This is a genomic window from Streptomyces sp. NPDC050738 (genome assembly GCF_040654175.1).
Taxonomy (GTDB): Bacteria; Actinomycetota; Actinomycetes; order Streptomycetales; family Streptomycetaceae; genus Streptomyces.
Window position 1 is genome coordinate 17,802 of the sequence record NZ_JBFAHN010000019.1, and the last position, 24,150, is coordinate 41,951.

Genomic DNA, 24,150 nt, shown 5'->3' on the forward strand with positions numbered 1-24,150 from the left:
AGGTTGTCGAGTTCTGCAATGGCTGAGGCGTCGGGGTCCGACGACGGACGCGGCTTCGAGCTGCCCCTGCTGATGTTCGCCGGATTCCGCGTGATCCTCGACGAGTTGCACGCCGAGCTGCGCCGGGAAGGGCACCCGGATGTCCGGCCCGCGTACGGCTTCGCGCTGCAGGCGGTCGGGATCGGCGGGGCCACGGCCACCGAGATCGGGCAACGGCTCGGGGTGTCGAAGCAGGCCGCAGGGAAGACGGTGGACCGCCTGGAGGCCCTGGGGTACGTGGAGCGGGGCGACGATCCGAACGACGGGCGCCGGAAGGTGGTGCGGCTGAGCGGGCGCGGGATCGACGTACTGGTGAGGTCTGCGGCGATCTTCGACAGGCTGCACGGGGAGTGGGCGCGGAAGCTGGGCGCGGACCGGCTGGCGGAGGTCGAGGGGGCGCTGCGCGAGGCCGTGCCGGGGGACTTTTTCCGGCTGGACGCGGTGAGTTGGTTCTCGGGGTGAGCCGCTCAGGCTGCTGAGGGGGCCAGCCGGTCGATCGCCCCGGTGACGTGGGCCGCGTGGGCGGGCAGTTGGGCGAGGAGGGCTTCGTCCCAGAGCTCCTCGGCCTCGCCGAGATAGATCGCTCGCGCGTGGGCGAGTACCGGGCGGTGCTCGGGCGGGAGGTGGGGGAGCACCCAGTCGGCCGCGGCGTCCTTGGACGTGATGTCGCCCGTCGCGAGCGTCGTCCAGATGCGGGCCAGGGTGAGCAGAACGTTGCGGGTGTCGGGTCCGAGGTTGGCGAGCAGGCCGGGGACGCCGGCGACGATCGCGTGGGTGAGGTCGGCGGGCGGCACGGGGGCGAACACGTCGGCGGGGGGCGGACCGGCCAGCGGTGCGTCGCCCAGGAGCGCCATCGTGATCAGGGGCGCGAGGTCGGGGCTCGGATGGGGTGCGGGGATCACGCCGCGCTCGTAGTCGTCGCGCAGCCACTCGCCGTACAGGAACTCGCAGCGGGGCGGGTACGTCCACGGGCTGACCTCGGAGTGCACGACGACGCTCAGCTCGATGGGGCGGGCGGGGCCGCGGCGGGCGCGCGAGCCGGAGATCTCCATCAGTGCCTCGACAAGTGCCCGGCTCTGGCGGGCGGTTGTGGGCTGCCGTACGACGACGAGGACGTCGATGTCGCTGTACGGCCGGAGACCGCCGAGTACCGCCGAGCCGTGCCGGTACATGCCGACGACGGTGTCGCCGAGGATCGTGTGGACCAGCTCGACCACGTCGTCGGTCTGCGTCATGGCTGCCTGCTTCCTCCGGCTCCGCTGCTCTCGGCATCCTCGCAGAGCGTGATCCGCCCGGCCCCGGCCCCGGGGGCCTTCTCCCGGCGCGGGAGCAGCAGCGGGGTCGCGAGGAGGAGGACGCCGGCGGCCGCGATCGCGGTGCGCGGGGTGGTGAGCGCTGCCAGCAGGCCCCACGCGGCGGTCAGTGACGCGATGGCCGCGCTGGTGCTGACCGACCATGCGGACAGGGTGCGGGCGACCCGGCCGGGGTCGGTGTGCTGGAGGCGGTGGGTGGCCAGCACCGGGTTGAAGACGCCGATGCAGGTCACCAGGCCGAACTGGACGACGATGATGAGCGCCATCCCTGGGATGCCCGGCTGGACGAACGCCAGCCCCAGCGGCCAGATCGCGCGCAGCGTCCCCGAGGTCAGGAGGACGCGCCGCTGCCCGAAGCGTGCCACGAGCCGGCGCGACAGGCGTGAGCCGAGCAGGCCGCCGATGCAGGGGGCCGCGAAGGCGAGGCCGTACTGCCAGGGGGCGAAGCCGAGATGGTCGAGAAGGAGGACGGCGAGCAGCGGCTCGGTCGCCATGATCAGGCCGTTGACCAGCATGGCGTTGAGGAAGAGTGCGCGCTGCGTACGGTCGGCCAGGATGAAGCGCCAGCCGTCGGGCAGGTCGCGGGCGCGCAGCCGCTGGGCTTCTCGGGGGGCGGGGGGCGGTTCGCTGGGGCCGTTGGCGCCGCTGCCGCCGATGGCGCGGATGCCCAGGGCCGAGAGCAGATAGCTGACCGCGTCGGCGATGACGGTCGTCACCGGGCCGAAGAGGCCCATCGCGGCTCCGCCGAGGGGTGGGCCGACGACCGTCGAGGTCCATGTCGTGGACTCGAAGCGGCTGTTGGCGACGAGGAGGTCCTCGGGCGGGAGGAGCGTTTTGAGGTATGCGCCGCTTGCCGCTCGGAAGGCGATGTTGGCGGCCGCGACGACGATCGAGACGAGGAGGAGCTGGGCGAAGGTGAGCAGGCCGAGCGCGTACGCGGCGGGGATGCTCATCATCGCGGCGAAGCGGACCAGGTCCATCGCGATCATCACCGGCCGCTTGGGGCGGAACTCCACCCAGGGGCCCAGCGGGACCGCGACCACCGCGCCGACGGCGCGTCCAGCGGCCGCGAGTGCGGCGACCTGGGTCGGCCCGGAGTGCAGGACGAGGATCGCGATCAGCGGGAGCGCGCCGAAGCCGAACCCCGTGCCGTACGAACTGACCGCGAACGCCGCCCACAGCCACCCGAACCGCCGCCCCAGCGCGCGCTTCCCCGCCATTCCCGTCCGTGCCTCTCCGTCGCGACCGCCCGTCGATCCGGACCCAGGGCATCAAAGCGGGGAAGGGGAGGCCGGGGCAAACAACCGGCCTGCTGCGAGCGCACAACCGATCGTTGTACGGATAGCGTGACGGGTGTGGATCTCACCTCTGTGCGTACCTTCGTGGCCGTGGTGGACGAGGGGCGGTTCCAGGACGCCGCTGCCGAGCTGTCCGTGACGCAGCAGGCCGTCTCGAAGCGGATCGCCGTGCTGGAGAAGCAGCTGGGCGTGCGCCTCTTCACGCGGACCGCGCGCGGGGCGGAACTCACCGTCGACGGGCAGGCGTTCCTGCCGCACGCGCGGGATCTGCTGCGGGCGGAGGAACGGGCGCTCGCGTCCGTACGGGCTGGTCGGCGGGGCGCGTTGCGGGTCGACGTGATCGGGCGGCGGCTGGCTCCGGCGGGGGTGCTGGGTGGGTTCCACCGGGCGCATCCTGAGGTCGAGCTCGCTGTGGTGACGCTTTTCGACGTGGGCGCGGCTGTCGATGCACTGGTCGCGGGGACGGTCGATGCGTCCTTCCGTGCGGTAGGTGATCCGGGGACTCCGCTCCCGAAGGAGATTGGGGCAGCCCGTGCCTTCGACGAGCCGCTCCAGCTAGTCGTGGGTCCCGGCCATGAGCTCGCCGACGCGGGTGCGGTGACGCCGGCGGAGCTGGCCGGACATCGCATCTGGATGCCGGGCATCGTCGCGGGGACGGAGTGGGCCGCGTACTACGACGCCCTCGCCGACGTCTTCGGTCTCACCATCGAGACGACCGGCCCCGACTTCGGGACCGAGCCGCTGCTGGACACGCTGGCCGACTCGGGGACGCTGGCGACGTTCGTGGGGGAGCAGACGCGATTGGCGTGGCCGCCCGAGCACGGGCTGCGGCGCATCGACGTACGGGAGCCGACGCCGGTGTACCCGCACTCCCTGCTCTGGCGCCGGGACAACGCGCACCCGGGGCTTGCCGCGCTCCGGGAGCACCTTGGGGGCGTACGGGGGGAGGGCGTTGGGGGCGGGGGGACTTGGGTGCCGGATTGGGCGTAGGCGGGGTGGGTGGGGCGGTGGCGGGTTTCGCGGATGTCGGGGTCACTGATCTACGACGCTGCGCGTCGTAGGCCGAGCCCTGGGGGCTCGTCCGGCTGGCTGCTGCCGCGATGGGGCGCGGGTTTCGTGGTGACCGCGCTGCTCCTGCGGACCGGATGAGCTGAAGGGTTCGGCTGCGGGGCACTTCGGCGGGGCAGTTGGCGTCACAGCATCCAAGGTGGAGCTCCGCTCCCCGCGCCGGTGGTGGAGGTCGCACGACTTGCGTGGGGCGGTGGCTCTCGGTTCGGCGTCAAGGGGCCGTCGTGGGGCGGGACTTCATGCCCCGCTGGTCGCCGTTTCGGGTGGGCGGAAGCGGTGGGGTGCCCCTTAGGTGACCCACTTGAGCCTTCAACCATCCTGCCCCCGGAGTGCAGGGCTGTGACCTGCGACGATGCCGGTGTGTCGTGTGCTCGTCGGGCGTGGGGGTGGGTGTGTGTTCAGTTAGGGGCGCGGATCGCACGCTGCGAGGTCCGGTCCGCCGTCCCGCACACGCCGAGCAGACCCGCGCTACCCGTCCAGCGGGTGCGGTGGTTCGCCCGCGCCCGGTGCGGGTGGCGGACCGGATCACCGGCCCGGCTCCGGCGGGTGTGGTTTGGCCACGGGCTGACCGCACCCCGGATGCTGCTCGCTTTATGCGGCCAGGACCCTCTGCCGACCGATAACCCGCCAAGTTTTTGCGGTGGAGGGGTGGTGTCAAGGGTGGCCCGCAGGGCCATCGCGCAGCGACGCGACCGCAGGGAGCGCCCTTTACTCCGCCCCGGAAACGCCACACTCCAGGTATCGGTCGGCAGGGGGGCCCACCCATCCGACCCCGACAAGAAGCCCCTGGTCTTGGGGGCCGCTCAATGCGGGAGCTTCTGCAGGGTCCAGCCGTTGCCGTCCGGGTCGGTGAACGCTGCGTAGGAGACGGTCGGCTTGCCCGGTGCGGTCATGTCGACCACCTCGGCGACCTCGACTCCGTTCTCCACCAACTCGGCCCTGGCCGCATGGATGTCGTCCACTACGAGGTGCAGGCCCTGGACCGAGCCCGGTGGCGTGCTGACGACGCCGACTCCGATGGCGATCGAGCAGGCCGATCCCGGGGGCGTCAGCTGGACGACGCGGAACGCGTCGTTCGGGCTGAAGTCGAGGTCGACCTTGAAGCCGAGCCGATCGGCGTAGAACGCCTTGGCGCGGTCGACGTCGGCGACCGGGATGGGGATCAGTTCGAGGCGGTATTCCACGGTGGCGGTTCCCTTCGCGAAGCAGTCCTAGGTGAAGTACGGGTAGAGATCGATCTGCTCGGGAGCGAGCGCGAAGTCGGTCCAACCCGTGGTTGCAGGGTGCGGGAGCGGCTCGGTCACGTCCAGTTGAATCGCGGTGTCTCCCAGATGGAGGAAGGCCGTTCCGTCGCCGAGCGGACTTGTGCCATGCGGAGGTCTGTGAACGCCAGGACCTCTACCTGCATGAGGTCAGGCCGCCCACTGGCGGGAGTCGGGGTGCCAGGGTGTGGAATTGGTTCGCGCGCGGGTCCATGGGCGGGACTCTAGGGGTGGGTACTGACAAGTGCCCGGGTGGAGCGCAAGGTGCATGAGGTGCGGCGGGGCGCTTGCGCGCTTCGTCACCAGGCGCTGATCGCGTCCAGGTCCGACTGCCAGTAGGTGACCGCCGCCTGGGAGTCGACGACCGAGAGCGGCTTGGGGAGGTGGGCGTAGGAGGCGGGGCCCACCGAGCCGTTGTTGGCGCGGTTCTCGAAGTGCACGCGGATCTGCTGGGTCGTGTACGGCTTGTCGCCGTTGTCCTCGCCGGACGTGCGGATCATCGCGTAGCCCGACTGGCCCGGGGAGAGCGTCACCACGGCCTGGGGCTGGGTGTCCCTGTCGATCTGGAGCGGGGACTGGGCATCGTCGGAGAAGGCGGTCGCGGGGGCGTAGTAGAGGTCGCACGTCGTGCTGCCGGTGTTGGTCGCGGTCAGGAGGACGTGGTTGACGGGGCGGGCGACCGGGGATGCCGTGAGCTTGATCGTCGAGCTGGTGCAGGTACTCCGCTTCTGGGGTTCTGCGGGCGACTTCGGGTTCTCGGGCTTCTTGGTGGTGGCGGTCGTCGTGGTGGTGTCGGTTCCCGTTCCGGCGGTGTCCTTCTGGGCCGGCTTGGCGGCTGCGGGCTGCTTTTGGGTGGGGGTGGTGGTCGAGGCGGACTTGTCGTCGGGCTTTGCGGTGGCGTCTGTTGAGTTCGAGCAGGCGGTGAGGGCCAGCGAGGCGAGCAGGGCGGTGGCGGCGAGGGTGGAGGTGCGGATGAGGCGCATGATGGGTGGTACTCCCCGTTCGGTGTGCGGTTGTTGGGTTGTCACGTGTGGCAGATCAGCGTGGTGACGATCACGGTTGTCGCGATCAGTACGCAGATCGCCACCGCGTCGGTGACGCTGATGTGGAGGCGATTTCGCATCGCTGCTTCCGGTGTGGGCTGCGGTGTGATCACAGCTTGGGGGGCGCCGGATTTCGGCGGCAAGCGTTGCCGGTCCATTCGGGACGCTGGAACGCTTTCACCCAGGCTGACCTGGGGAAACGAACCGTCCCTGGAACGCTTTCCTGGGACGGACGAAAGGATGTGCAGGGGTGGCAGGGCGGGAAATCGCGGAGTTCGCGGCGCTGGTGAAGGAGCTCAAGGAGCGGTCGGGGGACAGTTACGGGACGCTCGCGGGGAAGCTTCACGTCAGTACGTCCACGCTTCACCGGTACTGCAACGGGGATGCGGTGCCTGCGGAATTCGCGCCGGTCGCCCGGCTGGCCACGGTGTGCGGGGCGGGGCGGGAGGAGCAGGTCGAGCTGCACCGGCGGTGGATTCTGGCCGATGAGGCTCGGCGGCGGCCTGCGGGGGACGCCGTGATGCCGGAGGTCGCGCCACAGCCGGGGACAGGGGCAGGGACAGGGCCAGAGGCCGAGGCTGTTGCTGACGGCGCTGGTGCGCCGCCGCGTGCCGGGCGGCGCAATCTGCGGATTGCCCTGGCCGCGGCGGCTGTTGTGGCTCTGGGTGTGCCCACCGCTTACGTCGCCGCGCGCGACGGGTCCGACAAGGGCGGCGGGCGCGCCGCCGCCGCGGATTCCGCTTCGCCCTCGGTGAGCGCGGACGGGGGCGCGGACGGGGCGAACGCGACTGCCTCGCCCTCGGGGTCCGTCTCGCCGTCCGTTTCCGCCTCCCGTACGGCCTCGCCTTCTGCCACGGCTTCGCACGGTGCAGGTGGGGGCGGCAGCGCGGTGGGCTCGGGCGTGCCTGTGAGCGTGGGCGTCAGTTCGTACAACTGGGATGGGCCCTGCGATCAGTACTACGTACTCGACCAGCCGCCCACGGCCGTCCCCCCGCCCCCGAGCGATCCGCAGGACAACCGCAGTTGGGCGCGGGCGCTGGGCGGTGTCGACGGCGGGGGGATCATGCTGCAGGTCACCGCCACCGGCAAGAGCAAGGAGTCCGTGGTGCTGACCGGGCTGCGGGTGCGGACCGTCGCGCGCAGTGCGCCGCTCGCTTGGACCGCGTACTCCATGGGAGACGGCTGCGGGAGCGGTGTCACGCCGAGGAGCTTCGATGTGGATCTGGATTCCGCGCAGGCGCTGACCAGGCCCGTCGGGGGAGTGCAGGGCGATGTGAAGATCCCGGCCGTGGACTTCCCGTACAAGGTCGCTTCGGACGATCCGCAGGTGCTCAATCTGAATGTGCACAGTGATGCGCGCGACGTGAGCTGGTACTTGGAGCTCTCCTGGAGCACTGGCGGCCGGTCGGGGAAGGTGCGCGTCGACGACGGCGGGAAGCCGTTCAGGACGAGCGCCGTCAAGGGGCGGCCGCTCTACCTCTACAACCGGGAGTCCAACGTCTGGGAGCAGAAGGCGGCGGACTGACCTGACCGACGTGTGCGGTCGGTCCGCCGCCTTCTGGCGCCGTCAGAGGCGCTCGGGGGTCCTGATGCCGAGCAGTGCCATGCCCTGGTGGAGCGTGCGGGCCGTGAGCTCGCAGAAGAACAGGCGGTTCTCGACGTGTGCCGGGGTCTCGGCCTTGAGGACCGGGCACTCGGCGAAGAACGTCGTGTAGTGCGACGCCAGTTGGTAGAGGTACGCCGCCAGCTTGTGCGGCGCGTAGTCGGCTGCGACCTCGGTCAGCGTCTCGGCGAAGTTGTCCAGGTGGAGGCCCAACGCCCGCTCCGCCGGGGCCAGTTCCAGCTCCGGGTGGGCGGCCGGCTTGGTGTCGCCCGCCTTGCGGAGGATGGAGCGGTTCCTGGCGTACGCGTACTGGAGGTAGACCGAGGTGTCGCCGGTCAGCGAGACCATCTGGTCCAGGTCGAACTTGTAGTCGCGGTTCGCGGACGTGGAGAGGTCCGCGTACTTCACCGCGCCGATGCCGACCTGCGTGCCGCGCTCGGTGATCTCGGCTTCGGTGAGGTCCAGGGCCTTTTCCCGTACGACCGCCGATGCGCGCTCGATCGCCTCGTCCAGGAGGTCGACCAGGCGGATCGTCTCGCCCTCACGGGTCTTGAACGGCTTGCCGTCCTTGCCCAGCACCGTGCCGAAGGCGAGCTGCACCGCCTTCGTGTCCTCGTTCAGCCAGCCTGCGCGGCGGGCCGTCTCGAAGACCATCTTGAAGTGGAGCGACTGGCGGGCGTCCACGACGTACAGGAGCGTCGTCGCCTTGAGGTCCGTGACGCGGTTGCGGATCGCGGAGAGGTCCGTGGCCGCGTAGCCGTAGCCGCCGTTCGTCTTCTTGACGATCAGGGGGACAGGGTTGCCGTCCGGGCCCTTCACGTCGTCGAAGAAGACGCAGAGCGCGCCCTCGGAGCGGACCGCGACCCCGGAGTCCTCCAGGATCTGGCAGGTCTCTTCGAGCATGGCGTTGTAGCCGGACTCGCCGACGATGTCCGGGTCGTCGATCTCCATGTCGAGCTTGTTGAAGACCGAGTAGAAGTAGACCTTCGACTCGTCGACGAACCGCTGCCAGAGCGCGAGGGTCTCCGGGTCGCCCGCCTGGAGGGCCACGACGCGGTCCCGTGCGCGTGCCTTGAACTCCTCGTCGGAGTCGAAGAGTGCGCGCGAGGCCTTGTAGAGGCGGTTGAGGGAGGACATGGCTGCCTCGCCGTCCGCCTCGCCGGCTGCGGCGTCCTTGTGGTCCAGCTCGGTGGGGTGCTCGATCAGGTACTGGATGAGCATGCCGAACTGGGTGCCCCAGTCGCCGATGTGGTGGCGGCGGATCACCTTCTCGCCCTCGAACTCCATGATCTTCGCCATCGCGTCGCCGATGACCGCCGAGCGGAGGTGGCCTACGTGCATCTCCTTGGCCACGTTCGGCTGGGCGTAGTCGATGACCGTGGTGCCCGGGTTCTCCGCGTACGGAACCCCGAGGCGGTCGTCCGCCGCGCGCGCGGCCAGGGTCTCGGTGATCGCCTTGTCGGTGAGCGTGATGTTCAGGAAGCCGGGGCCCGAGACCTCGATGTCCTTGATCAGGTCGTTGGCGGGGAGGGCCGACGTGACCTGGGTCGCCAGGTCGCGCGGGTTGGCCTTCGCCTTCTTCGCGAGCGCCAGGATGCCGTTGGCCTGGAAGTCGGCCCGGTCGCTTCGTCGCAGCAGCGGGTCCGCGGCGCCGGCCTCCGGCAGGGCTGCCGTCAGGGCGTCCGCGAGGTGCTGCTGGAGCGTGGAAGCGAGGGAATTGACCGAGGCCATGGGCTGGCTGCCGTTTCCGTAGGGGGTATGGGGATCGGCTCCAGTATCCCATGGGGCGTCTATCCGTTTTCGCTCTGTCGGTGGGACCTGGGAGGATGGGGTACGCCCGTACCAGAGAGAAGGACGTACCGACCGTGGCCGAGAGTCAGAGCAGCACCGAGACCGACTGGGTCTCCCGTTTCGCGGACGATGTGATCGCTGAATCGGAGCGTCGTGCGCCTGGCAAACCGGTTGTGGTTGCCTCCGGGCTTTCGCCTTCCGGGCCCATTCACCTGGGGAACCTCCGCGAGGTCATGACCCCGCATCTCGTCGCCGATGAGATCCGGCGGCGGGGGTATGCCGTACGGCATCTGATCTCGTGGGACGACTACGACCGGTATCGCAAGGTCCCGAACGGGGTCCCCGGGGTCGACGCGTCGTGGGCCGAGCACATCGGGCGGCCGCTGACCTCCGTGCCCGCGCCGGCCGGGTCCGCGTATCCGAACTGGGCGGAGCACTTCAAGGCCGCCATGGTCGAGGCGCTGGACGAGCTGGGTGTCGAGTACGACGGCATCAGCCAGACCGAGCAGTACCAGGCCGGGACCTACCGGGAGCAGATCCTGCTGGCCATGCGGCGGCGGGGCGACATCGACGCCATTCTTGATCAGTACCGGACCAAGAAGGTCGTGAAGAAGCAGTCGCAGAAGGCTGTGGACGAGGCCGAGCTGGAGGCTGCCGAGGGATCGGGGGCCGCCGAGGAGGACGACGGCAGCACCGGGGGCGGCGGGTACTTCCCGTACAAGCCCTACTGCGGTGGGTGCAACAAGGACCTCACGACGGTGCTCGCGTACGACGAGGAGAGCACCGAGCTGTCCTACCGGTGCGAGGCCTGCGGGTTCACCGAGACGGTGAAGCTGAGCGAGTTCAACCGCGGCAAGCTGGTCTGGAAGGTCGACTGGCCGATGCGGTGGGCGTACGAGGGCGTGATGTTCGAGCCGAGTGGGGTCGACCACTCGTCGCCCGGGTCCTCCTTCCAGGTGGGGGAAGAGATCGTGCGGATCTTCGACTTCGAGCGGCCGATCGGGCCGATGTACGCCTTCGTGGGCATCAGCGGCATGGCGAAGATGTCGTCCAGCAAGGGTGGCGTGCCGACGCCGGGTGACGCGCTGAAGATCATGGAGCCGCAGCTGCTGCGGTGGCTGTATGCACGGCGCAGGCCGAATCAGTCGTTCAAGATCGCTTTCGACCAGGAGATCCAGCGGCTCTACGACGAGTGGGACAAGCTGGAGGGGAAGGTCGCGGACGGCAGCGTGCTGCCGGCCGACGCGGCCGCGCACTCGCGTGCCGTACGGACCGCGGCCGGTGAACTGCCGCGGACCGAGCGGCCGTTGCCCTACCGGACGCTGGCCTCTGTGGTGGATGTGACCGCCGGGGACGAGAAGCAGACGCTGCGGATCCTGAACGATCTGGACCCCGCGAATCCGCTGGGCTCGCTCGACGAGGCGCGGCCGCGGCTCGACAAGGCGGAGGCCTGGATCACCACGCAGGTTCCGGCGGAGTCGCGGACCGTGGTGCGCGAGGTGCCGGACGCGGAGACGCTGGGGGCGCTGGACGAGCAGGCGCGTGAGCAGGTGCGGTTGCTGCTCGACGGGCTCGATGCGAACTGGTCGCTGGATGGCCTGACGCACCTGGTGTACGGGGTGCCGAAGGTGCAGGCCGGCTTCTCGGCGGACGCCGGGCCCAAGGAGCTTCCGGCGGAGATCAAGGTGGCGCAGCGGACGTTCTTCGCGCTGCTCTACCAGCTGTTGGTCGGGCGCGATACGGGGCCGCGGCTGCCTACGTTGTTGTTGGCTGTGGGTGCTGAGCGGGTGCGGGAGTTGCTCGGGGGCTGAGGCGTCGGTTGGTGGTGTGGGGGCGGCTGTCCGGGTTCGGGTGGTCGCCCTTCGGCGTGGGTGGGGTCGCGGGTGGTCGATCGGCGGGCGGAGTCCGGCGCAGCGGCCCGATGCCTGTGAGGCCCCTTGGGGCCGAGCGGTGCGAGGGTTGCACGGGGGAGAGGTCACGGGGCCGCGGCTGCCTACGTTGTTGTTGGCTGTGGGTGCTGAGCGGGTGCGGGAGTTGCTCGGGGGCTGAGGCGTCGGTTGGTGGTGTGGAGGGCGGCTGTCCGGGTTCGGGTGGTCGCCCTTCGGGCTGTCAGGCGGCTGTTCCGTATGCCGTGCGCGGGTCGCCGGTGGTCTGCGGCTTCGGGGCGAAGACCGCGAGTTTCAGGATGAGGAAGCGGCCTATACCGATGAGGGCGCTCGCGGTGAGGTAGACGGTCTGCGCGAGCAGCATTCCCGCGTCGGGGTGCACGGCGTGCAAGGTGGTGACGGCGAGCGTCGTGACCAGCCAGCCGCCGGCGATGGTCAGCGCGCTCTGCAGGTGGCGGCGCCAGTCGGGGCGGCCCTGCCGGAAGGTGACACGGCCGTGCAGCTCGGTGGCGGCCACGGTGGAGACCACCGTGATCAGGGCGTTGGCCAGGGCCCAGGGCATCCAGAGCGCCAGCACCGGTATGACGGCGGAGGCTGCGAGGGTCATCCCGCCGCCCAGGGCGGTGAAGCGGAGGAATGCTGCGACGCTGCCGCCGCGGGCCGTTCGCTCGGCTGTGATCGTGTGCGACATGTCGTCTCCTCGTCCAACGTTGTGTGCTCGGGTTCGGGGACGAGCTTCGCAAGCCGCACTGACAGGTCGGTGACAGAGCGCTGACAGCCCACCGACGGCCCTTCCGGCGCACCCCACAGCACGACGGCAGGCCCCGGATTTTCCGGAGCCTGCCGTCGAGGGGGTACGCGTGCGTGGGGTCAGGCGATGTGCTCTTCCTTCAGTTCCACCTCGTGGCGGTGCCTGAACTCCGGCAGCAGGCGGCGGACGAGGGCCGCGCTGTGCGGGTGGCTGAGCTGGTGGATGTCCGCGAGGTGTATGTCCAGCTGGTCCGCGCTGGGGTAGTTGTTGTGCTCGTGGGCGTAGGCGCGGAAGGCTTCGTACGCCGTCTGCATGAACTCGATCTCGTCCAGCGGGGGTTGGGGATCGAGCTCCGGCTGCTGGTCCGGCTCCGGCTGGCGCGGGCCCGGGAGGGTGGCGCCTGCGAGGGGGCGGGTGCGGCCGGGGGCGCCCGAGGGGATCATCATCGGGGGCGCGGGCTGCTGCGCCGTGTCGTCCGGGCCGTACGGGGGGACGTAGGTGGGGCTGCTCTCGGTGTCGTACGCCGTCGGGCTGTAGTTGCCGTCGTACGCCTCCTGGGCCACCTGCGCCTCGAACCAGGGGCTTTCGTGGGTGGCTTGCGGCTGCGGCTGCTGCTGAGGGGCGGGCTGGGTCTGCGGCTGCTGGTGCTCCTGCCACTGCTGGGGCTGCTGGTACTGCTGCTGCACGGGTTGTACGGGGGCCTGCTGGGCCGGGAGCGCGGGCTGCTGCGCCTGCGCCTGCGCCGTCACCGGCACCACCGGCGGCATCAGCTGCGGGTCGATGCCCGCCGCCGCGAGGCCCGCGGGGGCCGTGTCCGCGAGGGGGACTCCGTACTTCGCCAGGCGCAGCGGCATCAGCGATTCGACCGGCGCCTTGCGGCGCCAGGCGCGGCCGTAGCGGGCTTGGAGGCGGGCCTGGTAGATCAGGCGGTCCTGCTCGAGGCGGATCACCTGGTCGTAGCGGCGCAGCTCCCAGAGCTTCATCCGGCGCCAGAGGCGGAAGGTGGGGATCGGGGAGAGCAGCCAGCGCGTGAGGCGCACGCCCTCCATGTGCTTGTCCGCCGTGATGTCCGCGATCCGGCCCACCGCGTGGCGGGCGGCCTCGACCGCGACCACGAACAGGATCGGGATCACCGCGTGCATCCCGACGCCGAGCGGGTCGGGCCAGGCGGTCGCGCCGTTGAAGGCGATCGTGGCTGCCGTGAGCAGCCAGGCCGTCTGGCGCAGGAGCGGGAAGGGGATTCTGATCCAGGTCAGGAGCAGATCCAGGGCGAGCAGGACGCAGATGCCCGCGTCGATGCCGATGGGGAAGACGACGGAGAAGTCCCCGAAGCCCTTCTCCTGCGCGAGTTCGCGTACCGCTGCGTAACTTCCTGCGAATCCGATCCCGGCAATTACTACTGCACCGGCGACGACGACACCGACGAGTATCCGGTGTGTGCGTGTCAGCTGCATCGCGGCCATGTACCGCAATCCCTCCCGAAGCTTTTGACATCTGGCGGGCACAGCCTGGCACATGCGTACGGGTGCTGGTGCGCGGGTACGGCCGGAGCCCGGTCTCCGGGGGAGGGCCGGGCTCCGTAAATCGGCGTGTATGGGGGCTTGTTGGGCCCGATTCGCTGACGCGTTCGGCTGCTGGGTGCTGGTCCCGCGCCTACTTGTTTGCTGTGGCGACCGCGGCGACGGCTTCCTTGGCCGCCGTCTGGGCGCCCTTGGTGACGTCGTCCACGGACGGGGACTTGGCGCCTTCGTAGCCCGCGCCGTTGTAGTCGACGATGGCGACGACGTTCTCCGTGCGGACGACGACCGTCGCGTACGTGAAGTCCGCGTCCGTCTTGCGCAGGGTGTACGTGACCGTGGTGGCCTGGTCGCCGATGCCGCTCGTGGCCGCCGTCTTGACGTTCTTCGCGCCCTCGGTCGCCTGGGCCTTGGTGACTTCCTTCGCGTACTGGTCGGTGGCGCGCTTGGCGCCGTCGCCCAGGGTCGCGTCCGAGGGGAACCGCAGGTAGGAGACGCCCAGCCAGCGGTAGTCGGAACCCTTGGTGCCGTTGCTCTTCAGGCCGTTCCAGTTGCAGCCGCTGCGCAGCTCGATGTCGGTCGACTTGTCCGCCGTGCCGGCCTTGGTCTTCACGCTGGGGACCAGGTCCTCGACCGTCTTCGCCGAGATCGACTTGCAGGCGTCCTCCGGCAGCTTGGCGAACGCGGCCGCCGCGGCCGTCGGGGACGCCGACTTGCTCGCGGAGGCGGTGGGGCTGGACGTCTTGCTGCTGGAGCCCGAGCCGGAGTCCGACGAGCAGCCGGCGACGACGAGCATCACCGGGACGGCTGCGAAGGCGAGGAGGCGGGGGGCGAGGCGGTGTCGCGGGGCTGATCGGTGCATGGTTCCTTCACTGGTCGTACGGTCCGGTGCGCCGCCACCGTATCGGCGGGTGGGCACACACCGGACTAATCGCTGAACTGCTCGGCGAGTTTGCGGGCCATGGCCTGCGTCCGGTCCTGCAGTTCCTTGCTGTCGGGCACGACGGCCGCCGCGGTGGGCTGCTCGCTGTACTCGACGGTGACGATGACATTGGCGGTACGGAAGACGACGGTGACCGTGCGTTCCTTGCCGGTGGCGCCGGCCCGGGCGAGCGCGTCGTCCAGGAACGCGGCGTCCCCGAGGCCGCCGAGGGTACGGGGTTCGAGGGCGTCGGCGGGGTCGGTGCCGCTGTCCGCCGAGGTGGAGGGGGTCGAACCGGCGGTGGCTCCGTCGGTCGGGGTGGGGGTCGCCGTGGCGGTGGGGGTCGGGGTCGAGCGGTGCGCCGGGGGGAGGTCCGCTGCGGATTCCTTGTCCGCGTACACCTGCTGGGCGCGGTCCTCGTCGCTGACCGCGGTGTCGTAACTCACGACCCGCTCGAAGCCGACGGAGAGCTGGTGCGAGGCGTCCGCGGAGTCGGCCTTCCAGTGGCAGCCGACGCGGCGGTCGGTGTCGTACGTCACGACCGCGCTGCCCGCGTACACCTTCTCCTGCTGGTCCTTGGGCAGCGTCTCCACGCCGGGGAACATCCGCTTGAGCGCGCCCGCGTCTGCGGCGCCGCAGGCCTCGGGAAGGGTGCGGTACTTGCCGGGGGCGGCGGCGGGGGTGGTCTCCCCGGACTTGGAATCGGCTCGGGATCCGTCGGTTCCCGAGGCGCTGGAGCAGCCTGCGACCAATGCCGTGACCAGCGCCGAAAGTAGCGCGGTGGCGGGGACGAGCGCCCTTCGCTGCACGGTCGGAGGCTCCCTTCGGGACGAGAAGCGGTTACCGCCGGATGGTGGTGCCCGGACACAATGTCTATCGCACGCACTGGAGTACATGCCGGTCCGCTGTCGCTTTCGTGGGCCTTGGCACGGGATTTGCGTTCTGCGATGTTCGCGGTGATTTGGGCAGTTATGTCGCATCCGGAGATGCCGGCGTTCGCTTCGACGGCCCCCGGAGCCTCTGGTTCCGGGGGGCCGTCGTGCGTCACAGCTCGCGGTGGACCTTGGTGTTGGAGGCCTGGGCGCGGGGGCGGACCACCAAGAGGTCGATGTTGACGTGGCTGGGGCGGGTCACCGCCCAGGTGATCGTCTCCGCCACGTCCTCCGCCGTGAGAGGGGCCGCCACGCCTGCGTAGACCTTGGCCGCCTTCTCGGTGTCGCCGTTGAAGCGGGTGGTCGCGAACTCCTCCGTCTTCACCATGCCGGGGGCGATCTCGATCACCCGGACCGGGGTGCCGACGATCTCCAGGCGCAGCGTCTCGGCCAGGACGTGCGCGCCGTGCTTCGCCGCCACGTACCCGCCGCCGTTCTCGTACGTGGCGTGGCCCGCGGTGGAGGAGAGGATCACCACCGTGCCGTCCTCGCTCGCGGTCAGTGCGGGGAGCAGGGCCTGGGTGAGGTTGAGGGTGCCGATGACGTTCGTCTCGTACATCTGGCGCCAGTCCGCCGGGCTGCTGGTGGCGATGGGGTCCGCGCCCAGTGCGCCGCCCGCGTTGTTCACCAGGACATGGATCGTGCGGAACGCCGTGGCGAACTCGTCCACCGCGGCGCGGTCCGTGACGTCCAGGGGGTACGCCGTGGCCTGGTGACCTGCCGCGGTCAGTTCCTCCGCGAGGGCCTCGATGCGGTCCTTGCGGCGGGCGGTGAGGACGACCCGGTAGCCGGCGGCAGCAAGGCCGCGGGCGGTGGCGGCGCCGATTCCGCTGCTCGCCCCGGTGACTACTGCGATGCGGTTCGTGGCTGCGGCGGTCATGGGGCTGCTCCTCGGGCGTTTGTACGAGTCGGTTCGGAATCAGGATAGGCGCGGGGTCAGCGGCCCCGCGGGGCGTACATGATCACTGCCATTCCGGCCAGGCAGATCAGGGCTCCTGTGATGTCCCAGCGGTCGGGGCGGTACCCGTCGGCGACCGCTCCCCAGGCCAGGGAGCCGGCGACGAAGACTCCTCCGTAGGCGGCGAGGATGCGGCCGAAGTCGGCCGAGGGCTGGAGGGTCGCGACGTAGCCGTACAGCGAGAGGGAGAGGGCTCCGGCGATGATCCAGAGCCAGCCCTTGTGTTCGCGTACGCCCTGCCAGATCAGCCAGGCCCCGCCGATTTCGAGGAAGGCTGCCAGGAGGAAGAGCGCTGCTGAGCGGGTCGTGAACATGAGGGCGATCGTGGCACGGGCGGGTGGGGTCAGAGGGGGAGGGCGGCTGACGTGGTGTAGCCGTCGGGGCGGACCAGGAGGGTGTCCTTGCGGGAGGAGCTCTGCCGCCAGTGGGCTTGTATCGCGCCGGTGACCGTGGGGGGTGCTGTGGTGCCGAGCGGGGTGATCTCGACGAACTTGCCTGCGCGCAGGGCCTCGTAGAGACGGGTGTCGTCGGACAGTGCGATGTCGGGGACGCGGCGGGTGTGCTTGTCGTAGGCGATGGCTGTACCGCTGATCTGGCCGGCGGCCTTGCGGCGGGCCGGGGCGAGGAGGTTCAGCGCGGTGGTCAGTACGGCGCGAAGGGCCTTGCGCGGTGCGGTGTGGGCGACGGCCAGCCGGACCAGGGCGCCGCTGGTGCGCAGGACCGCGGTGCCCACGGGGTGGCGCTCCGACTGGTAGGTGTCGAGGAGGGTGTCGGGGGACTCGCCGTCCAGGACGCGGGCCAGCTTCCAGGAGAGGTTCGCGGCGTCCTGGAGACCGGTGTTGAGGCCCTGGCCGCCGGCCGGGGAGTGGACGTGGGCGGCGTCACCGGCGAGGAAGACGCGGCCTTCGCGGTAGCGGGGGGCCTGGCGTTCGTCGCTGTGGAAGCGGGAGAGCCAGCGGGCGTCGTGTGCGCCGTGGTCGGTGCCGTGGGTGCGCTGGAGGAGCGCGCGGATCTCGGAGAAGTCGACCGGGTCGCTGTCCGGCACGACGTGGTTGCGGTCCCAGCCGATCACCCGGTAGTAGCCGTCGCCGAAGGGGGCGATGAAGGTGAAGGAGTTTCCGTCGGGGGCGGTGGAGAGCTGAGGAAGCTCGGCGGGCGGCTCGGAGAGGCGGACGTCGGCGAGCACGATGGACTTGAGGACGGCTTCACCGGGGAAGGGGATGCCGAGCGCCTCGCGGACCGCGCTCCGGTGGCCGTCGGTGCCCACTGCGTACCGGGCGGTGGTGGTTTCGGAGGTGCCGTCGGCCGTGCGGAGCTCGGCGGTGACGGTGGTGGGGGACTGGGTGAGCGACGTCAGTTCCCGTTCGTACCGGAAGTCGACGCCGGCCTCCACCGCGCGCCGTTCCAGTAGGCGTTCGACCTCGTACTGAGGGGTGATGAGGAGGAACGGGAAGCGGCTGGGGAGGTGGCTGAGGTCCATCCGGACCCGGCCGAAGACGCGCAGGGCGGGCGTGATGGAGCCGGTCTTGATCAGGTCGTCGGCGAGGCCCCGGGCGTCGAGGGCTTCCAGGGTGCGGGCATGTATCGCAAAGGCCCGGGTGAGATTGCTGATCTTGTGCGGGCGGCGCTCCACGAGCGTGACACGCAGTCCTGCGGCGGCGAGGTCGCCCGCCAGCAGCAGGCCGCTGGGGCCTGCGCCGACGACGAGGACGTCTGTCGTGGTGGTTTCGGTGGTGCTGGGCTCTGCGGCCATGGCTGCCTCCTGTTGCCAACAAGCGTTGGTCAACGCTTGTTGGCAACAGTAGAGCGGTGCGCGCTGGCTTGTCAACGATTGTTGGCATACAGTTGTTGGCATGACGGATTCAGTGGGTGCTACGCGGCGTTCCTCCGAGGTCACCAAGGGAGTGATCCTCGCTGCCGCCCGCGAACGGTTCGCCGCGGACGGATATGAGCGGGCGACGATCAGAGCCATCGCGCGCGACGCGGAGATCGACCCGTCGATGGTGATGCGGTACTTCGGGAACAAGGAAGGGCTGTTCGCCGCCGCCTCCGAATTCGAGCTGCGCATCCCGGAGTTGGGCGCGCTGCCCGGCAAGCATGTGGGGGCCGTGCTGGTCTCGCACTTTCTCGACCGGTGGGAGCAGGACGACGTGCTGACCGCGCTGCTGCGGGTGGGCGTCACCAACGCGGCGGGTGCCGAGCGGATGCAGGAGATCCTGCGGGGGCAGATCGCCCCGGTCGCGGCCGGCGTCTGTCCCGATCCCGCTCAGGCGCCGCAGCGGGCGGCCCTGGTCGCCTCGCAGATACTGGGCATGGCGATGGCCCGGTACGTCCTGCGGATCCCGGCGGCGGTCGAGATGGATCGCGAGGAGATCGTGGCGTGGCTCGCGCCCACGGTGCAGCGGTATCTGACCGCGGAGGTGCCGTAGCGGGCGGGCGGGCCATGGGCGCGGATGGGAAACTTGCGGGGTGATCGTCGAACGTGCGTACGCACACGTGAGCTCCCATGACGAGGAGGCGTGGCCCTGGCGGGTGCCCTGTGTGCGGCAGCTGCTGGAGGAGGGGCTGCGGTTCACGGCGCCCGTGACCTTCCTGGTGGGGGAGAACGGGTCGGGCAAGTCGACGCTCGTCGAGGCGCTCGCCGAGGGGTTCGGGCTCGACTCGTACGGCGGATCGCACGACTGGAAGTACGCCTCCCATCGGGAGAAGTCCGCGCTCGGTGAGCGGATCCGCTTCGACGCCGCGAGGGGCGGGCGTCGCATGGTGCAGAGCTTCGCGGCCCGCAAGGGGTTCTTCCTGCGGGCCGAGACCGCGCTCGACGCACTGGGGCGCGAGGGGTTCGATCCGGACGGGCGCAGTCACGGCGAGGGCTTCCTGGAGGCGTTCCGCGGGAAGTTCCGGCAGGCCGGGCTGTATGTGATGGACGAGCCCGAGGCGGCGCTCTCCTTCGCCTCGTGCCTTGAACTGGTGGGGCATATGGACCAGTTGGTGAAGGCGGGTGCCCAGATCATCTGCGCCACGCACTCTCCGCTGCTGACCGCTCTGCCCGGTGCGGACATCGTGGAGGTCGGGGAGCACGGCATGGCGCGGGTGGAGTGGGCGGACCTGGCGATCGTCGACCACTGGCGGCGCTATCTCGCCGATCCGCAGGCTTATCTGCGGCATGTCATCGACTGAATCTGCGTCGTACACTTGCTGCATGACGCAGAAGCTTGAGAAGTCGGAGAAGCGGGCGCGGCTGATGGCCGAGTTGGGCGCCGAGTCACGTCGGTACATGGCCTCGTACGCACTGTTCAACCAGGCCCTCGCCGACCACCTCAAGCTCCATCCCACCGATCTCCAGTGCCTGAATCTGCTCGGTCTCGAAGACGCACCGGTCACCACGGGGCGCGTCGCCGAGCTCACCGGGCTCACCACCGGGTCGGCCACCCGGCTCGTCGACCGGCTGGAGCGGGCCGGGTACGTCACCCGGCAGCGCGACGCCGAGGACCGCCGGAAGGTCCTGGTGGTGCTGGAGCCCGCGCGGATGGCGGAGCTCGGGGCGGTGTGGGGGAAGCTGAACGGCGCCTGGTTCGAGATGTTCGACGCGTACGGGGACGAGGGCATCGAGCTGATCACCGAACACATGCGGCGCACCGTGGAGTTGAGCGGTGCGCAGATCAGCCGGCTGAGGAGCGGGGAGCTGGACGGCTGAGGCCCGCGGGGCCGAAGTCGCGTACCGCCTCCTCGACGATCGCGTCCAGGCGGGCATGGTGCGCGCCGCGCCAGTAGGGGCGCTCGCAGGCCGTGCACTGCGCGAAGACGTCGTACGAGCGCTCGGTCCCGCCGTGGAGACGGGCGCTGACCTCGGCCTTGGTGGCCTCCTTGAGCGCGCCGTTGCAGGCGGTGCAGCGCGTCCAGGGGGCGAGGACCGGGGCGAACCGGCCCAGGACATCGCGGAGTTGGAGGTCCGGCTGGTCGCTGTAGACGTACGCGCCCGCCCACAGCTCCCTGCGGTGCAGCAGCCCGCGGTCCCGGGAGAGCAGGACGCGCTGCTCGCGGGCGGAGTGCGTGGCGAGGGCCGGGTCGCCGATGTCCTCACTGAAGTACGCGGCGTCCACGCCGAGCAGGCGCAACCGGCGGGCCAGCGTGCCCAGGTGGACGTCGAGGAGGAAGCGGAGCGGGGCGCCGGGGATCTGCTGCGGGCGCTCGACGGCGTGCACGTCGACCGATTCGCCGGATCGCGGTACGTGCGAGCGCGGCGTCGGGACGCCGTCGACCGTGAGGAGTCCGGCCTCGGTGAGCGGGACGCCCAGGGATTCGACGACGTGGCCGAGGCTCGATGTGCCGTCGGTGAGGAGCGTCGTACGCCCCTGACGGCGCTCCGAGGGGACGAAGAGGCGCAGCTCAGGGGCGAATTGGAGGTGGATCTCCGGGCGCGTGGTCACCTGGCCAGGGTGGCATGGGGCGGGTGGTGCGGGCCAGGGGTTTGCCCCCTGGTCGGGTGCGGCGTGGGAGCGCGGTCAGGAGCGGAAGGCGTCCGCGTTCTCCTTGGCCCACTCGGTGAAGGTGCGCGCAGGGTGGCCGGTCAGCGTCTCGACGTGCGGGGTGAGGCGCCTGGGCGTGCCGTCGGCGGAGGCCCAGTAGCTGAGCAGGGCGTCCGCGAAGGGGGCGGGCATGTAGTCGGCCATCGACTTCTTCCACGCCTCGGGCGTCACCTGGGCGACGGGGAAGGGGAGGCCCGTCGCGGTCTCCAGGATGGCGATCTGCTCGGTGAAGGTGAGCGACTCGGGACCGGTGAGCTGGTACGACGTGCCGCGCAGGCCGGGGTTGTCGAGGACGGCGAGCGCTGCTTCGGCGATGTCGCGCTCGTGCAGCGGGTCTCCGTAACTGCCCGGGTAGGGAAGGGAGATGGGGCTCCCCGACTTCAGGGCCCATGCCCACTGCAAGGCGTTGCCCGCGAACGCGCCGGGCTGGAGCGCGGTCGAGGCGAGGGGGGAGGCGTCCAGGGCCTGCTCCACGGCGAGGTGGCCGGCGGCGATCGGGTTGTCGGCCGCATCGGGGTCCAGGACGGAGCTGGAGGAGAGCAGCACGATGTGTTCGACTCCGGCGGCCTCGGCCTGCTGGAGGAAGGCATCGATGTGGGAGGCCTCGGCGTACAGGAAGACCGAGGTGGCCGAGGCGAGGGCGGCCGGGAAGGTGCCCGGGTCGCCGAGGTCGAGCTTCACGGACTCGACGCCTGCGGGGAGTTCGAGTTTCTCGGGGGCGGCGGATGCGGCCCGGACGGGGGTGCCCCGGTCGTGCAGGAGCTGGATGAGGGCAGCGCCGACCTTGCCGCGGCTGCCGGTGACGAGAGTGGTCATGGTGAAGTCCTTAAGGTGAAGTCCGCGTGATGCAGAATCTGTGTCACGCAGATAAATATCCGTGAAGAAGGCCCGCTCGTCAAGCGGGCCGGCTTCGCGGACTTCCCGCGGGCTTCTCCCGGACTCCTCAGACCGTGCGGAAGTGCGTCGTGATGGCGGCGCCTTCGCTGCCGCTCTCGCCGATGAGGTGGAAGGCGACTCCGGGCGGCGCGGTCCGGCTGACCAGGCCGTCGCCCGGCTCCCAGGGCAGGCGGAGCGTCGAGGTCACGCCCGGCGCCACGAGGAGCGGGCGGCCAGCGAAGGTGGTCGCGGCGGGGGTGTGGGCGTGGCCGGTGAGGATCGCGGGGACGTTGGTGCGACCCGCGAGGACTTCGGCCAGGCGGCCGGGGTTGGTGAGCGACGTCGAGTCGACGTACGGGTGATGCAGGGCGGTCGGCGGGTGATGGAAGGCGGGCAGCGCGGGGGTGTCGCCGAGGTCGTCGAGGGTGCGGGCCAGCCAGTCGAGCGTCTCGTCGTCGAGGAGGCCGGGGTCCTCGCCGGGGATGCTGGAGTCGAGCAGGAGGAAGGCGTAACCGGCCGCGTGGTGCAGGCGGTTGACGGCGCTCGTGTCGGGCGCCTCCTCGCCGAGCAGGGCTTTGCGGTACGCCGTGCGGTCGTCGTGGTTGCCCGGGCAGGTGAAGACCGGGGCGTCGAGACGGGCGAGGAGCTCGGCGGCTTCCGCGTACTCGGCGGGGGCGCCGTGGTCGGCGATGTCGCCGGTCACCAGTACGGCGTCGGGCTGCCGGGTCAGGGAGCGCAGGTAGTCCACGACGCGGGTGGTCCGCTCCGTGGCGCGGGCGTCTCCGTCGAGGTGCAGATCGCTGATCTGGGCCAGCAGCATGGGTGCCCCCTTGATGGCTTTAATGGTTGCAACCATTAAAGCCATTAGGAGGTGTCGATATCAAGAGGCGGTGGCCTGGTTGTCGTGGTGTTCGCGGGCCGCGAGGACGTCGTCCATGTGGCTCTCCGCCCAGGCCTTCACCTGGGTGATCAGGCAGGCGAGGTTGTAGCCCAGCGGCGTGAGTTCGTAGTCGACGCGCACCGGCACCGCGGCGGTGACCGTACGACCCACCAGGCCGTCGCGCTCCAGGGAGCGCAGCGTCTGGGTCAGCATCTTCTGGCTCACGCCGGGGATCTTGCGGGTGAGGCCGCTGTAGCGCATGGGGCCGCCGCTCTCGGCGAGCGCGGCGACGATCAGCGAGACCCACTTGTCGCTGATGCGGGCGAGGAGCTGGTTGGTCGGGCACTCCTTGAGGAACGCGTCGTAGGCCACGCGGGCCTCGGTGCGGCGCTGGGTGGCGGTGGTCGTGGGTGCCATGCTCCGGCTCCTACCTCTGGGTGAGTTACGCACTTTCAGGTGCCTACTTACCAGAAGAGAGTACCTCTCCGTAGGTTTCTGTCCAGCGGCAGGACGCCGCTCAAGTGGACCGACCCATCAGGGGAGTTGTCATGCGTGCAGTCGTTCTTACGTCGTTCGGTGGGCCCGAGGTGCTGGAGACCGCCGAGGTGGAGACGCCGGAGCCCGGTCCCGCGCAGGTGCGGATCAAGGTCCGTGCGGCCGCGGTCAATCCGGTCGACGCCGGCACCCGCGCCGGGGTGTTCGGCGGGGAGCCCGGGCAGCAGGTCGGGCTCGGATGGGATGTGGCGGGCACCGTCGACGCGGTGGGGGCCGGGGCCCCGTGGAGCATCGGCGACGAGGTCGTCGGGCTGCTGTACGGGACGGTCAAGTCCCTCGGTACGCACGCCGAGTTCGCGGTCCTGGACGCCTCCGCGATCGCCGCGGCCCCGCGCTCCGCGGACGCGGACGCCGCGGCGACCCTGCCGCTCAACGGGCTGGCCGCAGCTCAGGCGCTGGCGCTGCTGAAGCTCGACGCCGGGCAGTCGCTGCTGGTCACGGGGGCGGCGGGCGCCGTCGGCGGGTACGCGGTGCAGCTCGCGCGGCGGGCCGGTCTGGTCATCGACGCGCAAGCCGGCGCGGAGGACGAGGAGTTGGTACGGGCGCTGGGCGCGGATCACTTCGTACCGCGGACCGGTCCGCTCGGCACGGGGTACGACGGGGTGCTGGACGCGGCCGTACTGGGTGACGTGGCGCTCGCGGCCGTACGCGACGGGGGAGCGCATGTCGGCCTCATCCCCGGGGCCTCGCCCGCGAGCGAGCGGGGGATCCGGGTCGAGACGCAGGAGGTCGAGGCGGACGGGGAGTTGCTGGCGGAGCTGGTGACGCTGGTCGACGAGGGCGTGCTGACGCTGCGCGTCGCGGAGACGTACGGGCTGGAGGAGGCGGCCAAGGCCCATGCGCGGCTCCAGGAGGGCGGGGTCCGCGGGCGTCTGGTGCTGGTGCCGTGAGCGGTGCCCTGCCGGAATCGCGTGGGGCGGCGGTGGGGGG

General features: G+C 70.6%; 24 protein-coding genes. 8 read left to right on the top strand and 16 right to left on the bottom strand.

What is annotated here, in order from left to right:
- Positions 1–18 precede the first annotated feature (18 nt).
- Positions 19–501: a MarR family transcriptional regulator gene (locus AB0H78_RS33480; protein ID WP_363238515.1), complete on the top strand. Its 483-nt coding sequence runs from the start codon at positions 19–21 to the stop codon at positions 499–501.
- A gap of 5 nt (positions 502–506) precedes the next feature.
- Here AB0H78_RS33480 and AB0H78_RS33485 read toward each other — a convergent pair whose 3' ends face one another.
- A complete protein-coding gene (locus AB0H78_RS33485) occupies positions 507–1,274 on the bottom strand; it encodes an aminoglycoside adenylyltransferase family protein (RefSeq protein WP_363238516.1) in 768 nt (255 codons plus the stop codon).
- On the bottom strand, positions 1,271–2,572 hold the full coding sequence (locus AB0H78_RS33490; RefSeq protein ID WP_363238517.1) for an MFS transporter: 1,302 nt from the start codon (positions 2,570–2,572) through the stop codon (positions 1,271–1,273). Before AB0H78_RS33490 ends, AB0H78_RS33485 begins: the two co-directional genes overlap by 4 nt.
- 135 nt (positions 2,573–2,707) lie before the next feature.
- Here AB0H78_RS33490 and AB0H78_RS33495 point away from each other — a divergent pair, with 135 nt between their 5' ends.
- Positions 2,708–3,640, top strand: coding sequence for a LysR family transcriptional regulator (locus tag AB0H78_RS33495; RefSeq protein WP_363238518.1), 933 nt, complete (start codon positions 2,708–2,710; stop codon positions 3,638–3,640).
- An 881-nt stretch (positions 3,641–4,521) separates the two neighbouring features.
- On the opposite strand, the gene AB0H78_RS33500 is transcribed toward AB0H78_RS33495, so the two are convergent.
- Positions 4,522–4,902, bottom strand: coding sequence for a VOC family protein (locus AB0H78_RS33500; protein ID WP_363238520.1), 381 nt, complete (start codon positions 4,900–4,902; stop codon positions 4,522–4,524).
- Positions 4,903–5,279: 377 nt separating this feature from the next.
- A complete protein-coding gene (locus AB0H78_RS33505; RefSeq protein ID WP_363238521.1) occupies positions 5,280–5,963 on the bottom strand; it encodes a DUF4232 domain-containing protein in 684 nt (227 codons plus the stop codon).
- A gap of 310 nt (positions 5,964–6,273) precedes the next feature.
- Between AB0H78_RS33505 and AB0H78_RS33510 the strand changes: the two genes are divergently transcribed.
- Positions 6,274–7,548 (top strand): helix-turn-helix transcriptional regulator, encoded by a 1,275-nt coding sequence (locus AB0H78_RS33510; protein WP_363238522.1) that lies wholly within the window; start codon positions 6,274–6,276, stop codon positions 7,546–7,548.
- Positions 7,549–7,590: 42 nt separating this feature from the next.
- On the opposite strand, the gene argS is transcribed toward AB0H78_RS33510, so the two are convergent.
- On the bottom strand, positions 7,591–9,357 hold the full coding sequence (gene argS, locus AB0H78_RS33515; protein WP_363238523.1) for an arginine--tRNA ligase: 1,767 nt from the start codon (positions 9,355–9,357) through the stop codon (positions 7,591–7,593).
- 95 nt (positions 9,358–9,452) lie between these two features.
- Between argS and lysS the strand changes: the two genes are divergently transcribed.
- Complete coding sequence (gene lysS, locus AB0H78_RS33520) at positions 9,453–11,228, top strand: lysine--tRNA ligase (RefSeq protein WP_363238525.1); 1,776 nt, start codon at positions 9,453–9,455, stop codon at positions 11,226–11,228.
- A gap of 298 nt (positions 11,229–11,526) precedes the next feature.
- Here lysS and AB0H78_RS33525 read toward each other — a convergent pair whose 3' ends face one another.
- From AB0H78_RS33525 to AB0H78_RS33555, 7 genes are all read right to left on the bottom strand, one after another.
- Positions 11,527–11,994, bottom strand: coding sequence for a GtrA family protein (locus tag AB0H78_RS33525; RefSeq protein ID WP_363238526.1), 468 nt, complete (start codon positions 11,992–11,994; stop codon positions 11,527–11,529).
- Between the two features lie 179 nt (positions 11,995–12,173).
- Positions 12,174–13,517, bottom strand: a complete 1,344-nt coding sequence (locus tag AB0H78_RS33530; RefSeq protein WP_363238528.1) for a DUF2637 domain-containing protein — start codon at positions 13,515–13,517, stop codon at positions 12,174–12,176.
- Positions 13,518–13,707: 190 nt separating this feature from the next.
- Complete coding sequence (locus tag AB0H78_RS33535; RefSeq protein WP_363238530.1) at positions 13,708–14,433, bottom strand: DUF3558 domain-containing protein; 726 nt, start codon at positions 14,431–14,433, stop codon at positions 13,708–13,710.
- 65 nt (positions 14,434–14,498) lie between these two features.
- Entirely contained in the window at positions 14,499–15,302 is an 804-nt protein-coding gene (locus AB0H78_RS33540; protein ID WP_363238531.1) for a DUF3558 domain-containing protein, read from the bottom strand.
- Positions 15,303–15,537: 235 nt separating this feature from the next.
- A complete protein-coding gene (locus AB0H78_RS33545) occupies positions 15,538–16,305 on the bottom strand; it encodes an SDR family NAD(P)-dependent oxidoreductase (protein WP_363238532.1) in 768 nt (255 codons plus the stop codon).
- A gap of 56 nt (positions 16,306–16,361) precedes the next feature.
- On the bottom strand, positions 16,362–16,697 hold the full coding sequence (locus AB0H78_RS33550) for a YnfA family protein (protein ID WP_363238534.1): 336 nt from the start codon (positions 16,695–16,697) through the stop codon (positions 16,362–16,364).
- Positions 16,698–16,726: 29 nt separating this feature from the next.
- Positions 16,727–18,136 (bottom strand): FAD-dependent monooxygenase, encoded by a 1,410-nt coding sequence (locus AB0H78_RS33555; RefSeq protein WP_363238535.1) that lies wholly within the window; start codon positions 18,134–18,136, stop codon positions 16,727–16,729.
- A gap of 100 nt (positions 18,137–18,236) precedes the next feature.
- Here AB0H78_RS33555 and AB0H78_RS33560 point away from each other — a divergent pair, with 100 nt between their 5' ends.
- Genes AB0H78_RS33560 through AB0H78_RS33570 form a run of 3 tightly spaced genes read left to right on the top strand, consistent with a single transcriptional unit; the run spans position 18,237 to position 20,077 of the window.
- The gene (locus AB0H78_RS33560; protein WP_363238536.1) at positions 18,237–18,812 is read left to right on the top strand and encodes a TetR family transcriptional regulator; all 576 of its coding nucleotides are present in this window, start codon (positions 18,237–18,239) and stop codon (positions 18,810–18,812) included.
- Between the two features lie 40 nt (positions 18,813–18,852).
- Positions 18,853–19,560 (top strand): AAA family ATPase, encoded by a 708-nt coding sequence (locus AB0H78_RS33565; protein WP_363238538.1) that lies wholly within the window; start codon positions 18,853–18,855, stop codon positions 19,558–19,560.
- A 22-nt stretch (positions 19,561–19,582) separates the two neighbouring features.
- Positions 19,583–20,077: a MarR family transcriptional regulator gene (locus AB0H78_RS33570; protein WP_363238540.1), complete on the top strand. Its 495-nt coding sequence runs from the start codon at positions 19,583–19,585 to the stop codon at positions 20,075–20,077.
- On the opposite strand, the gene AB0H78_RS33575 is transcribed toward AB0H78_RS33570, so the two are convergent.
- From AB0H78_RS33575 to AB0H78_RS33590, 4 genes are all read right to left on the bottom strand, one after another.
- Positions 20,043–20,810, bottom strand: a complete 768-nt coding sequence (locus AB0H78_RS33575; RefSeq protein ID WP_363238541.1) for a Mut7-C RNAse domain-containing protein — start codon at positions 20,808–20,810, stop codon at positions 20,043–20,045. The two genes, AB0H78_RS33570 and AB0H78_RS33575, sit on opposite strands and share 35 nt — an antisense overlap.
- A 75-nt stretch (positions 20,811–20,885) precedes the next feature.
- Positions 20,886–21,725 carry an NAD(P)H-binding protein gene (locus tag AB0H78_RS33580; protein WP_363238542.1) on the bottom strand — a complete coding sequence of 280 codons (840 nt, stop codon included), beginning with the start codon at positions 21,723–21,725 and terminating at the stop codon, positions 20,886–20,888.
- Between the two features lie 127 nt (positions 21,726–21,852).
- Positions 21,853–22,605: a metallophosphoesterase gene (locus tag AB0H78_RS33585; protein ID WP_363238543.1), complete on the bottom strand. Its 753-nt coding sequence runs from the start codon at positions 22,603–22,605 to the stop codon at positions 21,853–21,855.
- Positions 22,606–22,665: 60 nt separating this feature from the next.
- Entirely contained in the window at positions 22,666–23,082 is a 417-nt protein-coding gene (locus AB0H78_RS33590; RefSeq protein WP_363238544.1) for a helix-turn-helix domain-containing protein, read from the bottom strand.
- Positions 23,083–23,213: 131 nt separating this feature from the next.
- On the opposite strand from AB0H78_RS33590, the gene AB0H78_RS33595 reads away from it, so the two are divergent.
- Entirely contained in the window at positions 23,214–24,110 is an 897-nt protein-coding gene (locus AB0H78_RS33595; RefSeq protein WP_363238545.1) for an NADP-dependent oxidoreductase, read from the top strand.
- The last annotated feature ends 40 nt before the right edge of the window (positions 24,111–24,150 follow it).

Excerpts from the sequence above, each read along its gene's own strand:
- AB0H78_RS33480 (WP_363238515.1), top strand. The coding sequence starts at position 19 with ATGGCTGAGGCGTCGGGGTCCGACGACGGACGCGGCTTCGAGCTGCCC.
- AB0H78_RS33485 (WP_363238516.1), bottom strand. The coding sequence starts at position 1,274 with ATGACGCAGACCGACGACGTGGTCGAGCTGGTCCACACGATCCTCGGC.
- AB0H78_RS33490 (WP_363238517.1), bottom strand. The coding sequence starts at position 2,572 with ATGGCGGGGAAGCGCGCGCTGGGGCGGCGGTTCGGGTGGCTGTGGGCG.
- AB0H78_RS33505 (WP_363238521.1), bottom strand. The coding sequence starts at position 5,963 with ATGCGCCTCATCCGCACCTCCACCCTCGCCGCCACCGCCCTGCTCGCC.
- argS (WP_363238523.1), bottom strand. The coding sequence starts at position 9,357 with ATGGCCTCGGTCAATTCCCTCGCTTCCACGCTCCAGCAGCACCTCGCG.
- lysS (WP_363238525.1), top strand. The coding sequence starts at position 9,453 with ATGGGGTACGCCCGTACCAGAGAGAAGGACGTACCGACCGTGGCCGAG.
- AB0H78_RS33525 (WP_363238526.1), bottom strand. The coding sequence starts at position 11,994 with ATGTCGCACACGATCACAGCCGAGCGAACGGCCCGCGGCGGCAGCGTC.
- AB0H78_RS33530 (WP_363238528.1), bottom strand. The coding sequence starts at position 13,517 with ATGGCCGCGATGCAGCTGACACGCACACACCGGATACTCGTCGGTGTC.
- AB0H78_RS33535 (WP_363238530.1), bottom strand. The coding sequence starts at position 14,433 with ATGCACCGATCAGCCCCGCGACACCGCCTCGCCCCCCGCCTCCTCGCC.
- AB0H78_RS33545 (WP_363238532.1), bottom strand. The coding sequence starts at position 16,305 with ATGACCGCCGCAGCCACGAACCGCATCGCAGTAGTCACCGGGGCGAGC.
- AB0H78_RS33550 (WP_363238534.1), bottom strand. The coding sequence starts at position 16,697 with ATGTTCACGACCCGCTCAGCAGCGCTCTTCCTCCTGGCAGCCTTCCTC.
- AB0H78_RS33555 (WP_363238535.1), bottom strand. The coding sequence starts at position 18,136 with ATGGCCGCAGAGCCCAGCACCACCGAAACCACCACGACAGACGTCCTC.
- AB0H78_RS33560 (WP_363238536.1), top strand. The coding sequence starts at position 18,237 with ATGACGGATTCAGTGGGTGCTACGCGGCGTTCCTCCGAGGTCACCAAG.
- AB0H78_RS33570 (WP_363238540.1), top strand. The coding sequence starts at position 19,583 with ATGACGCAGAAGCTTGAGAAGTCGGAGAAGCGGGCGCGGCTGATGGCC.
- AB0H78_RS33580 (WP_363238542.1), bottom strand. The coding sequence starts at position 21,725 with ATGACCACTCTCGTCACCGGCAGCCGCGGCAAGGTCGGCGCTGCCCTC.
- AB0H78_RS33585 (WP_363238543.1), bottom strand. The coding sequence starts at position 22,605 with ATGCTGCTGGCCCAGATCAGCGATCTGCACCTCGACGGAGACGCCCGC.
- AB0H78_RS33590 (WP_363238544.1), bottom strand. The coding sequence starts at position 23,082 with ATGGCACCCACGACCACCGCCACCCAGCGCCGCACCGAGGCCCGCGTG.
- AB0H78_RS33595 (WP_363238545.1), top strand. The coding sequence starts at position 23,214 with ATGCGTGCAGTCGTTCTTACGTCGTTCGGTGGGCCCGAGGTGCTGGAG.